Origin of the sequence: Streptomyces sp. CB02261, from assembly GCF_001905665.1 — a bacterium.
Lineage (GTDB): Bacteria > Actinomycetota > Actinomycetes > Streptomycetales > Streptomycetaceae > Streptomyces.
Map to the genome: position 1 here is coordinate 131,064 of NZ_LIVX01000014.1, position 13,900 is coordinate 144,963.

Below are 13,900 nucleotides of genomic sequence, written 5' to 3' on the forward strand. Positions count from 1 at the left end.
GCTTCCAGGGTGGGGCGGATCGGGGCATAGTGCAAGAAAGAGACGAGGGAGGCCGCCGTGCCGACATCCCGGATCCTGCTGTGGGGCGGTCTCGCGGCGGCCGCGGGAGGCGCGGCGCTGTGCGTGCTCGGCTGGTACGGGATCTCCGGCGAGCGGTTCGCGGAGCGGCAGCTGCCCTACCTGGCCTCGTGCACGGTGCCGGGGGCGGCGCTGATCGTGGCCGGAACGGTGCTCGTCACGGCGGCGTACGCGCTGCCCGTCCGGCCCGCGGAGCCGCCCGCACCCGCCGCGGAGGGGACCTCCCCGGGGCCGCCCTCCTCCGAGGGGCCGCCGCTCCGCGTCCCGGGCGGGACCCTGGCGCACCGGCCCGACTGCCCGCTGGTCGCGGGCCGGGCGACGGCGGTGGAGGCGGGGGACGACCCGTCCCTGCGCCCCTGTCCGGTGTGTGAGCCGTGGCCTCCCTGACGTACGAGCTGACGCTCGCCGGCCTCGCGGTCGGCAGCGCGGCCGCGCTCACCGGCATCGGCCTGATCGTCACCTACCGGGCGACCGGGGTGCTGAACCTGGCGCACGGAGCCGTCGCCATGATCTGCGCGTACGTGCTGCGGCAGCTGGTGGTCGTCGGGGGCTGGCCGCTGCCGGCGGCCGCGCTCCTCACCCTGCTCGTGGTCGCCCCCGGCATCGGGCTCGTCCTGGACCGCGTGGTCTTCCGGCCCCTGGCACGGCGCGAGGCCAACCCGGCGCGGACGCTGGTCGCCTCCGTCGGCGTCTTCGTCCTGCTCGTGGGCGCGGCGGTGCTCCTGTGGGGCCCGGGCGCGCGGGAAGACGCTCCGGTGCTGCTCGGCGACGACCCCTGGGCGCAGCTCGGGGCGGTGGTGGCGCTCGCCTGCCTGGTGACGGCGGTGACCCGGTGGACGCGGTTCGGGCGGGAGCTGCGGGCCGTCGTCGACAACCGGCCGCTGGCCGTGCTGTCCGGGATCGACGCGGACCGGGTCGCGGCGGCCGGCTGGGCGTTCGGCTCGTTCACCGCCGGCCTCACCGGGGTGCTGCTCGCCCCGTACGTACGGCTCGACCCGTACGGGATGCCGCTGCTCGTGGTCGAGGTGATCGCGGTCGCCGTCATCGCCCGGATGCGGTCACTGCCGGTCGCGGTGGCGGCGGCGCTGGCGATCGGCGTGGCCCAGGCCCAGCTGACCCGGCTGCACCCGGAGGGCTGGGCGGGCCCGCTGCTCCAGGCCGTCGGGGCGAACCTGTTCGTGGTGGCGCTCCTGGTCGCGGCCCTCGTCCTGCCGGGGATCGGCGGCAGGGGCCGGGACGCGCTGCCGCCGCCGGCGCGCTCCGGGCGGGTGCCGGGGGGAGTGTGGGTCGTCGTGGGCGTCCTGTTCCTCCTGCCGCTCGGCTTCGCGGGTACGGACCTGCACACGGCGGTCCAGGTGCCGGCGCTGGCGGTGATCCTGCTGTCCCTGGTCGTGGTGGCGGGGCGGGGCGGTCAGATCGCGCTGGGGCAGGCGGCGTACGCGGGCCTGGGCGCCCTGTTCACGGCGCTGCTCACGGCCCGCGGGGTGCCGGGCCTCGTGGCGCTCGGGCTCGCGGTGCCGCTGGTGGCCGCGGTGGGCCTCCTGACCGGCCGCCCGGCCATCCGCAGGCACGGTCTGGCCCTGGCCCTCGTGACGCTGGCGACCGGGGTGGCGGTGAGCCGCTTCGTCCTCACCCAGCCGTACGCGACGGCGGGCCTCTCCCTCGGCCGCCCCGCGGGCCTCACCGACGACCGCGCCTTCTACGCCCTCGAACTGGCCGTCCTGGCGGGTTGCCTGGCACTGGTGGCGGCGCTCCGCCGGGGCCGCACGGGCCGGGCGCTCGCGGCGCTGCGGGACCACGAGCCGGGTGCGGAGGCGGCGGGCGTCGCCGTGCCCCGCCTCAAGCTCCTCGCGTTCGTCCTGGGCGCGGCCCTCGCGGCCCTGGGCGGCGGCCTCCTCGGCATGGGCCTGCGCGCCTTCGACCCGGAGGCGTACGACCCGGTGCGCGGCCTGCTCTGGTTCGCCGCGGTCCTGGTCCTGGGCGCCGACAGTCTCCTCACCCCCCTGGCCGCCGCGGCCCTCCTGGTCACCCTCGACGCGGGCCCGCAGGCGGGCACGGCGGCAGCCCTCCTGGGCCTCCTGGCGGCCCTCACGGGCCGCCTCCCACCCCTGACGAACCTGCTGCCCCAGGGAAGACGGCCACGCGCGGAAGAGCGGGGAGCCCGCGCGTCGGCCACGGGTGGCGGGCCCGGCGACCGGGGCGCGCGCAGACCGGCCACGCACCCCTCGCGGCCCACGGGTCCCCGTGAGGGACGACCCGCGCCTCCGCCGACGAGGGGTACGGGCGGCGAGGACGCCGCCCGGGGAGCCCGCCGGCCGGCCGCCCACCCCTCACGGGCCACCGACCCCCTGCCGGGACGACCCGCGCCTCCGCCGACAAGAGGTGACGGCGGCGACCGGGGAGCCCGCCCCTCGGCCGCCCGGACCCCACCCGGCACCCGGCCCACCACGGGACGACCCGCGCCTCCTCCCGCAGGAGGGACGGGCGGCCACCACGGCCGGGGCGCGGGCCGGACGCAGCCCCGCACACCCGCCGCCCCGCCCGCACCCGCACCCGCCCTCCACGCCCACGGACTCACCCTCACCCACCCCGGAGGGGTCACCGCTCTCGACCACGTCAGCCTCGCTCTCACCCCCTCCCGCATCACCGCCCTCGTCGGCCCCAACGGTGCCGGCAAGTCCACCCTCTTCGACTGTCTCGCGGGGACCCTCCGCCCCCGCCGGGGGCGGATCACGCTCGACGGAGCCGACATCACCTCCCGCTCCGCCCACGCCCGGACGCGTCTCGGCATCGCCCGGACCTTCCAGCGGCTCGCCGTCTTCCCCTCCCTCACCGTCGAGGAGAACGTCCGCCTCGGCGAGGAGCGGGGCCACGTCCGGAAGGACCCCGCCGCCGTCGAACGCAGCCTGCGGCTCCTCGGGCTCGCCGGGCCCGTACGGCACGAGACGGCGGCGGGACTGCCCACCGGCACCCTCCGCCGGGTCGAGCTGGCCCGGGCGCTCGCCGGGCAGCCGCACACCCTGCTGCTCGACGAGCCCGCCGCCGGTCTCGACGCCGATGAGACGGCCGCGCTCGCCCGGATCCTCGCCGCGCTCGCCGCGGACGGCCTGACCGTCCTGGTCGTCGAGCACGACCTGGACCTCGTCGCCGGGATCGCCCACACCGTGCACACCATGGAGGGCGGCCGGATCGTGTCATGAGCATCGAGATCGCCCTGCGCGCCGCACGGGTCCGCTACGGCCCCCTGGAGGCACTGCACGGCCTGGACCTGCCCGTGCCGGCCGGTACGGTCACCGTCCTCCTCGGCCGCAACGGCTCGGGGCGTACGACGGCCCTGCGCGCCCTCGCGGGCACGGTACGGCTCTCGGCGGGCACGGTCGTCTGGCGCGGCGCCGACGTGACCCGCCTGTCGGCGCACGAACGGGCGCGCCGGGGGCTGTGCCTCGTCCCCGACCTGGAAGCGGTCTACGCGGGCCTGACCGTCGCCGAGAACCTGGCGCTGACCGCGCCCGGGGCCGTGTCCGGCACCGCGCGAGGTGCCGTGGCGCCCCCGTACCCGGAGCTCCTCCCCCTGCTGTCCCGGACCGCCGGGACCCTCTCCGGCGGGGAGCGGCGCATGCTGGCCCTCTCGCGGGCCCTGCTCGCGGTACGCGCGCGCGTGGTGCTGGTCGACGAGCCGTCGCTCGGTCTGGCCCCGCCGGTCGCGGCCCGCACGTACCGGGGCCTCGCGGCGCTCGCGGTGGAGGGCGGGGCGGCCGTGGTCCTGGCGGAGCAGCGCGTACCGGAGGGGCTGCCGCCCGGCTCGCTCGTGCACGAGCTGCGGCGCGGCTCCCTCGCCTTCAGCGGGGAGCCGGCCGAGCTCTCCTGACCCGGGACGGGGGCGACCCGGGACAGCCCTGTTCGGGCGGGATCAGAGCGGAGCGATCCGCAGCATGGTCCCGACGAGGACCCGGTTCGGGTCGGCCCCGATCAGGCTCCGGTTCGCCGCGTACAGCGCCTGCCAGCCGCCCTTGATCCCGAAGCGCCGGGCGACGGAGCTGAGCGTGTCACCGCGCTGCACGGTGTGGACGCGTCCACTGAGGCCGTACCGCTTGGAACAGACGGGCCAGGCCCCCCACCCCTGGGTGCGGAGGACCTCCTCCGCGACGGTGATCTGCTCGGCGCGGGTGGCCAGGTCGGCCCGCGCGGCGTACGTGAGCCCGCCGTGCTCGACCCAGGTCGGGTGCCAGAACTGGAGCCCGCCGTAGAAGCCGTTGCCGGTGTTGATGTGCCAGTCGCCGCTGCTCTCGCACAAGGCGACACAGCCCCACGGCCACTGGTCCTTCGCGCAGGGGTACGCCGGCACGGCCGCGCCCGCGCGGAGCCCGCCGGACACGGTCGACGGCGCGGCGGACACGTCCCGGGGCGCGCGCGGTGCCTCCCGGGCCTGGACGGGTGCCGGGGCCAGGGACAGCAGTGCGGCCGCGGACGCCACCACGAGGGAACCGGTCGTCCAAAATCGGATCTTCGACATCGAGGCAGGCTAGGCAGCGGCCCGGCGCCCCGGTCCGTGCCGCGCGGAACACCGTTCACACCCCACCCGGTCGGAGTCACCCGCCCCGCCGCACGAGCCCCCGGCAAGTTGCCTCGCTTCCGCGCGTGACCCCGGCCGAGCCTGACCCGTTGAACTCGGCATGAGACGACGGGAACGGCCCGGCGTCCCCCCGTACCGAGTCCAGGGAGCCCCCCGTGCCGCGCATGCTCGACGTCAGCGAGGACGTACGCGCCGAGATCGGCGACGAAGAAGCGGACCGGCTGCTCGCCGGCGACAACGCCCCGGGCAGCTACGACTGCACCTCCTGCCGCACGCCGGGGGACTCCGAGCAGGAGCGCACCAGCACGGTGCTGTTCGTCGGCGAGGAGACCGCGGTGCTCGCGTTCGCCCACGCCACCTGCATCCCCTCGCAGGTCGTCCGGGTCGCGGAGGAGCAGCTGCAGGGCGCCGTCGCCTCCATCACGGCCGCCGACACCGCCGACGCGCTGTCCGCCGCCCACCCCGAGCAGGCCGTGCTCGGCGTCACCAGCGGTCTCGTCCTCATCCAGGGCGAGCTGCACCCGGCGCTCGTCGTGGAGCCGACCGCCCCGGTGGCCCGACCGGGTTCGGACGGTCTCACCGACGAGTTCCTGCCGCTCCTCGCCGAACAGGGCTTCCAGCAGATCATGGACCTGAACGAGCGGCCCGCGGTGCTGCCGGGCTGGTCGGTCCTGGTCGCCATGGGCCAGCTGCACTCCGTCCTCCAGCCGGGCCCCGGCGGCGCCGGTCAGGCCGCCTGGTGGCAGGCGCACCAGCCGCTCCAGGTCACCGAGGGCTGGCGCGCGGCGGCCAACAAGTCGCACACGGTGCTGGTCTTCGCCGCCCCCGTGGGCTCGATCGGCCAGCAGCCGCGCGAGGACCTGCTCCGGGACGCGCTGGAGAAGGCCGCGGCGAACGGCCGCCTGGTCGCCGCCGCGATGCCGCTGGCCGGTACCTGATGGACGACCGCCGGCCGGGCATAGGGTGGGCGCGGGTCCCCGGCGTGCCGACGGGCTCCTCGGCGTCGGGGGTCCCGACCGTGCCGCGTCCCCGGCGGGCGCCCCATTCGGAGAGCCGCCCGCATCCGACGGGCGGCGGGGTCGTTGGCACCTACGTGCACGCATACGACCCCTTCCCCCAGCCGTATCCGAGTCAGATCCCTTCGATGCGCCCCGCGCAGGACGTCACGGCGGGCACCTCGCCCACGCCGATCTACGACGCCCTGTACTCGGAGTACCGCAGGACGTTCCGCACGCTGCCGGGTGACCGCAGCGGCGAGGAGGACGTGCCCTTCCGGGCCTTCGGTACGACGGTGAGCACGGGCGTCCACGGACACGGGCTCCGCTACGCGTCGGCGTATCCGACGGCATGGTCGGCGCAGCAGCACCCCCCGACACAGGTGGCGCTGCCGCCGGGGCCCCGCAGGGGCTTCTAGCCGGGGCGACACCGGTGGGACACGGCTGAGGGCCGGGGCGATTCGCCCCGGCCCTCAGCCGTGTGTCACCTCGTGGGTGCTACTTCTTGCGGCCGCGCTTCTCGCGCACCCGGACCGAGATGTGGATCGGGGTGCCCTCGAAGCCGAACTCCTCGCGGAGGCGGCGCTCGATGAAGCGTCGGTAGCCGGCCTCCAGGAAGCCCGAGGCGAAGAGCACGAACCGGGGCGGCTTGGTGCCCGCCTGCGTACCGAAGAGGATGCGGGGCTGCTTGCCGCCGCGGATCGGGTGCGGGTGGGCGGCGACGATCTCGCCGAGGAAGGCGTTGAGCCGGCCGGTGGGGACGCGGGTCTCCCAGCCGGCGAGGGCGGTCTCGATGGCCGGGACCAGCTTCTCCATGTGGCGGCCGGTCTTGGCGGACACGTTGACCCGGGGCGCCCAGGCGACCTGCTGCATCTCCGTCTCGATCTCGCGCTCGAGGTAGTAGCGGCGCTCCTCGTCGAGCTCGTCCCACTTGTTGTAGGCGATGACGATGGCGCGGCCCGACTCGACCGCCATCGTGATGATGCGCTGGTCCTGGACCGAGATGTTGTCGGTGGTGTCGATGAGGATGACGGCCACCTCGGCCTTCTCGACGGCGGCGGCCGTACGCAGGGAGGCGTAGTAGTCCGCACCCTCCTGGAGGTGGACCTTCTTGCGGATGCCGGCGGTGTCGACGAACTTCCACGTCACGCCGCCGAGCTCGATCAGCTCGTCGACCGGGTCGCGGGTGGTGCCGGCCAGTTCGTTGACGACGACCCGGTCCTCGTTCGCCACCTTGTTGAGCAGGGAGGACTTGCCGACGTTCGGACGGCCGATGAGGGCGATGCGGCGCGGGCCGCCCACCGCGTTGCCGAAGCGCTGCTCGGGGGCCTCGGGCAGCTTCCTCAGGACCTCGTCGAGGAGGTCGCCGGTGCCGCGGCCGTGCAGCGAGGAGACGGGGAACGGCTCGCCGAGGCCGAGCGACCACAGCATGGCGGCGTCCGCCTCGCCGGACTGGCCGTCGACCTTGTTGGCGGCGAGGACGACCGGCTTGCCCGCGCGGCGGAGCAGCTTGACGACGGCCTCGTCGGTGTCGGTGGCGCCGACGGTGGCGTCCACGACGAAGAGACAGGCGTCGGCGGCCTCGATGGCGTACTCGGCCTGGGCGGCGACGGAGGCGTCGATGCCGAGGACGTCCTGCTCCCAGCCGCCGGTGTCGACGACCTTGAAGCGGCGCCCGGCCCATTCGGCCTCGTAGGTGACGCGGTCGCGGGTGACGCCCGGCTTGTCCTCGACGACGGCCTCGCGGCGGCCGATGATGCGGTTCACCAGGGTCGACTTGCCGACGTTCGGGCGGCCGACGACGGCGAGAACGGGAAGCGGGCCGTGGCCGGCCTCCTCGATCGCGCCCTCGACCTCTTCGACGTCGAAGCCCTCTTCCGAGGCGAGCTCCATGAACTCCGCGTACTCGGCGTCGCCAAGTGCCCCGTGGTCGTGCTGGTCGTTCATGAAGTCCGTTCCTTGATCATTCGTGGTCGGTGGGTCCCCGGGCCGCGGGGCCCACTACTGAGAGTCTCGCTCAGCGCCCGGTGAGGCGCCTGGCGTTTTCCAGGTGGTCGGTGAGCTTCCCCTGGATCCGTACGGTGGCCTCGTCGAGCGCCTTGCGTGTGCGCCGGCCGGAGCCGTCACCCGCCTCGAAGGCGTCGCCGAAGACGACGTCGACACGGCTGCGCAGCGGAGGCAGTGCCTTGACCAACCGTCCCCGGCGCGCCGATTCCTCCCGCCCGTCCCGCCCGGTGGTCCCCAGGACCGCGACCGGGACGATCGGCGCGCCGCTGCGGACGGCGAAGTAGGCCAGGCCCGCGCGGAGCGAGGCGAAGTCGCCGTCGCCGCGGGTGCCCTCGGGGAAGATCCCGAGGACGCCGCCCTGCTCCAGGACGCCCAGGGCGTTGCCTATCGCGTGGCGGTCGGTGCTGTCGCGGTCGACCTTGACCTGGCCGATGCCCTCCAGGAAGGGCCCGAGGGGCCCGACGAAGGCTTCCTTCTTGATGAGGAAGTGCACGGGCCGCGGTGCGGTGCCCATGAGCATGGGGCCGTCGATGTTGTGCGCGTGGTTGACGGCGAGGATGACGGGGCCGGAGGCCGGCACCCGCCAGGCGCCGAGGACGCGCGGCTTCCAGAAACCGTACATCAGACCGATGCCGATGCGTCGGCCGACGGCGGCGCCCCTCTCGGAGGGCAGGGTCACTTGACGGCCGTCCGCTTCTCGTCCACGAGGGTGACGACGCACTCGATGACCTGGTCCAGGGTGAGGTCGGTGGTGTCGACCTCGACGGCGTCGTCGGCCTTGGCGAGCGGGGAGGTCTTCCGGCTGGAGTCGGCCGCGTCCCGCTTGATCAGGGCTTCCCTGGTGGCGTGCACGTCGACGCCCTTGAGCTCGCCGGAGCGGCGGGCGGCACGGGCCTCGGGCGAGGCGGTGAGGAAGATCTTCAGGTCGGCGTCGGGCAGGACCGTGGTGCCGATGTCCCGGCCCTCGACGACGATGCCGAGCTCGGCGTCCTTGGCGATGGTCCGCTGGAGCTCGGTGATGAGCTCCCGCACCTCGGGGACGGCGCTGACGGCGCTGACCTTGGAGGTGACCTCCTCGGTACGGATGGGGCCGGCGGCGTCGGCTCCGTCGACCGTGATGGTGGGCCGGGCCGGGTCGGTGCCGGAGACGATGACCGGCTTGGCGGCGGCGTTGGCCACGGCCTCGGCGTCGTGCACGTCGACCCCGTTGCTGATCATCCACCAGGTGATCGCCCGGTACTGGGCGCCGGTGTCCAGGTAGCTCAGCCCCAGCTTGGCGGCGACCGCCTTGGAGGTGCTGGACTTGCCCGTGCCGGAGGGCCCGTCAATGGCGACGATCACGGATTCCACGGTGGGAACACCTTCCTGGGTGAGTGGCGGGACCCGGCGGAGATGCGGGGGGCCACCACAAGGTTACCGAGTCCCCGGCACCCGTTCGGCCCAGCGCCCCGGGGACCCTGGCCCGGCGGGGCGCGGGCGTCAGTTCGGGCGGAGGGACCAGCCGCGCTCCTGGAGGGCCGCGCCCAGCGCCGGCGCGGCCGACGGTTCCACCATCAGCTGCACGAGCCCCGCCTGCTGCCCCGTCGCGTGCTCGATGCGGACGTCCTCGATGTTGACCCCCGCACGCCCCGCGTCCGCGAAGATGCGGGCGAGCTCGCCCGGCTGGTCGCTGATGAGGACGGCGACGGTCTCGTACGCGGTGGGCGCGGCACCGTGCTTGCCGGGGACCCGGGAGCGCCCGGCGTTGCCGCGGCGCAGGACGTCCTCGACGCCCGAGGCGCCGTCACGGCGCTCGTCCTCGTCGGCGGACTGCAGGGAGCGCAGGGCGCGCACGGTCTCGTCGAGGTCGGCGGCGACGCCGGAGAGGACGTCGGCGACGGGGCCGGGGTTGGCGGAGAGGATCTCGATCCACATGCGGGGATCTGAGGCCGCGATCCGGGTGACGTCCCGGATGCCCTGCCCGCAGAGGCGTACGGCCGACTCGTCGGCCTCCTCCAGGCGCGCGGCGACCATGGAGGACACGAGCTGCGGGGTGTGGGAGACCAGGGCGACGGCCCGGTCGTGGGCGTCGGCGTCCATGACGACGGGCACGGCCCGGCAGAGGGCGACGAGCTCCAGGGCGAGGTTCAGGACCTCGGTGTCGGTGTCCCGGGTCGGGGTGAGGACCCAGGGCCGGCCCTCGAAGAGGTCGGCGGTCGCCGCGAGCGGGCCCGAGCGTTCCTTGCCGGACATGGGGTGCGTACCGATGTACGCGGTGAGGTCGAGGCCCAGCGCCTCCAGCTCCCGCTTGGGGCCGCCCTTGACGCTGGCCACGTCCAGGTAGCCGCGGGCGGCACCGGCCGCCATGGCCTCGGCGAGGGTGCCGGCCACGTGCGCCGGGGGTACGGCGACGATCGCGAGGTCGACGGGGCCCTCGGGCTTCTCGTCGGTGCCCGCGCCGAGCGCGGCGGCCGTCCGGGCCCGCGCCGGGTCGTGGTCGCGCAGGTGGACGGTGACGCCCCGGCCCGCGAGGGCGAGCGCGGCGGAGGTGCCGATCAGTCCGGTTCCGATGACGAGCGCTGTTCTCACTGGGCGATGTCCTTGCGCAGGGCGGCCGCGGCGCCGAGGTAGACGTGCGCGATCCGGGACTTGGGCAGATCGGTCTCGACGTGGGCGAGGAGCCGGACGACTCTCGGCATCGCGCCCTCGATGGCGAGCTCCTGTGCGCAGAGCAGGGGTACGTCGGCCATGCCGATCCCGATGCCCCGGGCCGCGGCGGCCGGGAAGTCGCTGTGGAGGTCGGGCGTGGCCGTGAACCAGATGCTGATCAGGTCGTCGGCGGTGAGGTCGTTGCGCGCGAGGACGGCGGTGAGCAGTTCCTCGACCTGCTCGCGCATGTGCCCGGCCTCGTCCCGCTCCAGCTGGACGGCTCCTCGGACCGCTCGTACCGCCACGTCGTGCTCCTTCGCCTGCGTCAGTGCTCCGTTCAGCCTAGTCAGCGGCGGGGGCGGCGCGTCTCGGCGGCCCGCCCTCCGAGACGGGGGACGGGCCGCCCCGGCGGGGGCCCGGGGGCGGTCGGATGCCGCTGCCGGCGGGTGATGCGCGCGAGGGAGCCCTCGACGTCACCCGGGCCGGGGTGCTCCGCCACTCGGGGTAAGGGCGGGGGCGGACCGCCGTGCGGGGGAGCCCGACGCCGTGTCCAGGCGTGTTGCGGGACCGGGGGGCGGCGCACGGCCAAGCTGGCGGCATGACTTCACGCGCCACCCCTCGCCGTACCGTCCTGCTCGCCGCGGCGGCCCTGACGACGGGCTGCGGCTCGGACGACGGGGGCGACGGTACGAGCACCGGCGCGCCGGCCACGCCGGGCGCCCCGGACACCGCGTCTCCCCCGGCGGACGCCTCCCCTTCCGCGGCCTCGCCCTCCCCCGCCTCCCCCTCCGCCGAGGCCACGGCGACCGGCGCCCCGCTGGCCGAGTCCTCCGCGATCCCGGTCGGCGGCGGCACGGTCTTCGCGAAGGAGAAGGTGGTCGTCACCCAGCCCGTGGCCGGGGAGTTCAAGGCGTTCTCCGCGATCTGCACGCATCAGGGCTGCACGGTGAACAAGGTCGCGGACGGCACGATCGACTGTCCCTGCCACGGCTCGAAGTTCCGTATCGCGGACGGTTCGGTGGCGAAGGGGCCCGCCACCCGCCCGCTCCCGCCGAAGCGGATCACCGTCTCGGGGGACTCGATCACCCTCGCGTAGCCTGACGCGCATGACTCCGGACGAGCTGGTGCGCGACCACACGATCTACTCCTGCGTCATGGGGTCGCGCGCCTTCGGCCTCGCGACCGAGGGCAGCGACACGGACGTCCGGGGCGTGTATCTCGCCCCGACGCCGCTGTTCTGGCACTTCGAGAAGCCTCCCGCGCATGTGGAGGGGCCCTCGGAGGAGCAGTTCAGCTGGGAGCTGGAACGATTCTGCGAGCTGGCCCTGCGCAACAACCCGAACGTCCTGGAGTGCCTCCACTCCCCGCTGGTCGAGCACGTCGACGACCTCGGCCGCGAACTGCTCTCGCTGCGCGGGGCGTTCCTGTCCCGCCAGGCGCACCAGACCTTCGTGCGGTACGCGGGCGGCCAGCGCCGCAAGCTCGACGCGGACGTCCGCCAGTACGGCCACCCGCGCTGGAAGCACGCCATGCACCTGCTGCGGCTCCTGACGAGCTGCCGCGACCTGCTGCGCTCGGGCGAGCTGCGCATCGACGTCGGCGAGGAGCGCGACCGGCTGCTCGCGGTCAAGCGCGGTGAGCTGTCCTGGTCCGAGGTCGAGTCCTGGATGGACCGCCTCCAGGAGGAGGCCGACCGCGCCCACGACACGACCCCGCTCCCGGCCGCGCCGGACCACGCGCGCGTACAGGACTTCCTGATCCGCGCCCGCCGGGCCTCTGCCTTCGACACGGTCTGACCGAGCCTCCGCGCTCGCCCCGGCCTTCGACACGGTCCGGCCGGGCGTCCGCTAGCGGGCGTCGAGGCGGACCCGTACGACGAGGTCGTGCAGCAGGTCGTGGGCGCGCTCCGCCGACTCCGCGAGCCCGGACGCGGCCTGGGCCTCGTCGAGGACCGCGTGCAGGGCCTCCGTCTCGGCCCGTACGTCCTCGACCGGCACCTCCGCGGGCCCGTGCTCGGCCGCCGCCTTCGCCGCCACGAGGTCGGGCAGCCGCGCGGGTGCCTCGGCCACCTCCCCGACCAGGGTCGGCAGATGGGCCTGCACCTCTCCCGCACGCATCAGATGGATGCCGGTGAGCAGTGCCCGGTAGGTGTACAGGAGCGGCTTCAGCTCTCCGCTGCTCTCGAAGAGCCGCCACTGCGTCCCGGCGAAGCCCCGGTAGTGGTGGGCGTGGTGCCGGGTGAGCACCTCGGGCACGAGGGAGACCAGCTCGGCGTGGGTCTCCGTGGTGTGGGCGACGAGCGGAGAGGTGAGCTGCTCCAGGACGTAGCCGTTGCGGCGCAGCATCAGCCGGGCGAACTTCCGCAGGTCATGGGTGACGAGGTCCATCTCGACCCCGTCGCGGTCCCACATCCGGCTGCGGGTCTCCTCGGGTTCCCGCAGCCCGACCAGGGCGTCCGCCGGCAGCAGGTGCGCGCCGCGCAGGTCCACGTCCGAGTCGCGGGACGGGAAGCCGTACAGGTGCGCGCCGGAGACGGTCGCGAAGAGCAGGGGGTCGGGCTGCTCGGCCACGACGGCGCCGAGGTCGGCGTCGAGCGCGGACTCCAGGGAGAGGGTCATGGCTCAAGAGTCCCAGAGCGCTCCGAGGGTCAGCAGGTCGCTCCGGTACTCGATGCGCTCCTCCCATTCCTTGGGCCAGGCGTCGGCACCGAGGTGGGCCCCGGCGAAGGCGCCCGCGAGGGCGGCGATCGAGTCGGAGTCGCCGCGGGTGCAGGCGGCCCTGCGGAGGGCGGTGAGGGGCTCCCCGGGGAAGAGGAGGAAGCTGAGGAGCCCGGTCGCGAGGGCCTCCTCCGCGATCCAGCCGTCCCCCGTGTACGTGCAGGGGTCGAGCTCCGGGTCGGCGGTGCGCTGGACGGCGTCGAGGCGCTCCAGGATCGCCAGGCACTCGTCCCAGCCCCGCTGGACGAAGGAGACGGCGGAGGCGTCCTGGGAGCGGGTCCAGAGGTCGCCGAGCCAGTGCTCGTGGTAGCGGGAGCGGTTCTCGTACGCGTACGAGCGCAGCTGTCCGACGAGTCCGGCCGGGTCCACGCCCTGGGCGAGCAGGTACACGGCGCGGGCGGTGAGGTCGGACGCGGCGAGCGCGGTCGGGTGACCGTGGGTCAGGGCGGACTGGAGCTGAGCGGCGCCCGCCCGCTGCTCGTCGCTCAGTCCGGGGACGAGCCCGATGGGCGCGACCCGCATGTTGGCACCGCAGCCCTTGGAGCCGATCTGGGAGGCGTCCTGCCAGGGCGTGTCGAGCATCAGGAGCCGGCAGGCGGTGAGGCAGGTGTTGCCGGGGGCGCGGTTGTTCTCCGGGGAGCGGTACCAGTCGATGAACCCCTCCCGTACGGGGCCGGCGAGGCGCTCGGGGTCGAGCAGGCCGCGGTCCATGGCGGTGCGGATGCCCCGGGCGAAGGCGAGGGTCATCTGGGTGTCGTCGGTGACGTACGCCGTGCCTCCCGTGACGGGCAGCGCCATCTCCCGCCAGGGCCCGGCCTTCGCGAGGATCGACGGCACATCGTTGAACTCGGTCGGGAAGCCCAGCGCGTCGCCGAGCGCGAGCCCCATCAGGGAGCCGGTCG

At 74.8% G+C, this 13,900-nt stretch carries 15 protein-coding genes; 7 read left to right on the forward strand and 8 right to left on the reverse strand.

All coding sequences use genetic code 11. The annotated features are described in order from the left end of the window. The first annotated feature begins 57 nt into the window (after positions 1-57). From AMK29_RS33690 to AMK29_RS33700, 3 genes are read left to right on the forward strand one after another with little or no spacing between them, the layout of a single operon-like run. Entirely contained in the window at positions 58-465 is a 408-nt protein-coding gene (locus tag AMK29_RS33690) for a hypothetical protein (protein ID WP_073819871.1), read from the forward strand. Continuing rightward, complete coding sequence (locus AMK29_RS33695) at positions 453-3,278, forward strand: ABC transporter permease subunit (protein WP_073819872.1); 2,826 nt, start codon at positions 453-455, stop codon at positions 3,276-3,278. Before AMK29_RS33690 ends, AMK29_RS33695 begins: the two co-directional genes overlap by 13 nt. Next, positions 3,275-3,946, forward strand: coding sequence for an ATP-binding cassette domain-containing protein (locus tag AMK29_RS33700; protein ID WP_073819873.1), 672 nt, complete (start codon positions 3,275-3,277; stop codon positions 3,944-3,946). The genes AMK29_RS33695 and AMK29_RS33700 overlap by 4 nt, the downstream gene beginning before the upstream one ends. Positions 3,947-3,988: 42 nt before the next feature. Here the strand turns inward: AMK29_RS33700 and AMK29_RS33705 are convergent, their stop codons facing one another. After that, complete coding sequence (locus tag AMK29_RS33705; protein ID WP_073819874.1) at positions 3,989-4,591, reverse strand: LysM peptidoglycan-binding domain-containing protein; 603 nt, start codon at positions 4,589-4,591, stop codon at positions 3,989-3,991. Between the two features lie 215 nt (positions 4,592-4,806). Between AMK29_RS33705 and AMK29_RS33710 the strand changes: the two genes are divergently transcribed. Together AMK29_RS33710 and AMK29_RS38055 are read left to right on the forward strand one after the other, a co-directional pair. Beyond that, on the forward strand, positions 4,807-5,589 hold the full coding sequence (locus tag AMK29_RS33710) for a hypothetical protein (RefSeq protein ID WP_073819875.1): 783 nt from the start codon (positions 4,807-4,809) through the stop codon (positions 5,587-5,589). A gap of 155 nt (positions 5,590-5,744) precedes the next feature. Beyond that, positions 5,745-6,065: a hypothetical protein gene (locus AMK29_RS38055; protein WP_073819921.1), complete on the forward strand. Its 321-nt coding sequence runs from the start codon at positions 5,745-5,747 to the stop codon at positions 6,063-6,065. Between the two features lie 79 nt (positions 6,066-6,144). Here AMK29_RS38055 and der read toward each other — a convergent pair whose 3' ends face one another. From der to aroH, 5 genes are all read right to left on the reverse strand, one after another. Beyond that, positions 6,145-7,593, reverse strand: coding sequence for a ribosome biogenesis GTPase Der (der, locus tag AMK29_RS33720; protein WP_030551426.1), 1,449 nt, complete (start codon positions 7,591-7,593; stop codon positions 6,145-6,147). 70 nt (positions 7,594-7,663) lie between these two features. After that, positions 7,664-8,374, reverse strand: coding sequence for a lysophospholipid acyltransferase family protein (locus AMK29_RS33725; protein WP_382618790.1), 711 nt, complete (start codon positions 8,372-8,374; stop codon positions 7,664-7,666). Continuing rightward, positions 8,329-8,994, reverse strand: a complete 666-nt coding sequence (gene cmk, locus AMK29_RS33730; protein ID WP_382618792.1) for a (d)CMP kinase — start codon at positions 8,992-8,994, stop codon at positions 8,329-8,331. Before cmk ends, AMK29_RS33725 begins: the two co-directional genes overlap by 46 nt. A 138-nt stretch (positions 8,995-9,132) precedes the next feature. Beyond that, on the reverse strand, positions 9,133-10,221 hold the full coding sequence (locus AMK29_RS33735) for a prephenate dehydrogenase (RefSeq protein WP_073819878.1): 1,089 nt from the start codon (positions 10,219-10,221) through the stop codon (positions 9,133-9,135). Next, complete coding sequence (aroH, locus tag AMK29_RS33740; RefSeq protein WP_073819879.1) at positions 10,218-10,586, reverse strand: chorismate mutase; 369 nt, start codon at positions 10,584-10,586, stop codon at positions 10,218-10,220. Before aroH ends, AMK29_RS33735 begins: the two co-directional genes overlap by 4 nt. Positions 10,587-10,879: 293 nt before the next feature. Here aroH and AMK29_RS33745 point away from each other — a divergent pair, with 293 nt between their 5' ends. Both AMK29_RS33745 and AMK29_RS33750 read left to right on the forward strand, forming a co-directional pair. Then, positions 10,880-11,377: a Rieske (2Fe-2S) protein gene (locus tag AMK29_RS33745; protein ID WP_073819880.1), complete on the forward strand. Its 498-nt coding sequence runs from the start codon at positions 10,880-10,882 to the stop codon at positions 11,375-11,377. 10 nt (positions 11,378-11,387) lie between these two features. Then, positions 11,388-12,077 (forward strand): nucleotidyltransferase domain-containing protein, encoded by a 690-nt coding sequence (locus AMK29_RS33750; RefSeq protein WP_073819881.1) that lies wholly within the window; start codon positions 11,388-11,390, stop codon positions 12,075-12,077. 51 nt (positions 12,078-12,128) lie between these two features. Here the strand turns inward: AMK29_RS33750 and AMK29_RS33755 are convergent, their stop codons facing one another. After that, positions 12,129-12,899, reverse strand: a complete 771-nt coding sequence (locus AMK29_RS33755; RefSeq protein WP_073819882.1) for a nucleotidyltransferase domain-containing protein — start codon at positions 12,897-12,899, stop codon at positions 12,129-12,131. 3 nt (positions 12,900-12,902) lie between these two features. Next, positions 12,903-13,886: an ADP-ribosylglycohydrolase family protein gene (locus AMK29_RS33760; protein WP_073819922.1), complete on the reverse strand. Its 984-nt coding sequence runs from the start codon at positions 13,884-13,886 to the stop codon at positions 12,903-12,905. Between the last annotated feature and the right edge of the window lie 14 nt (positions 13,887-13,900).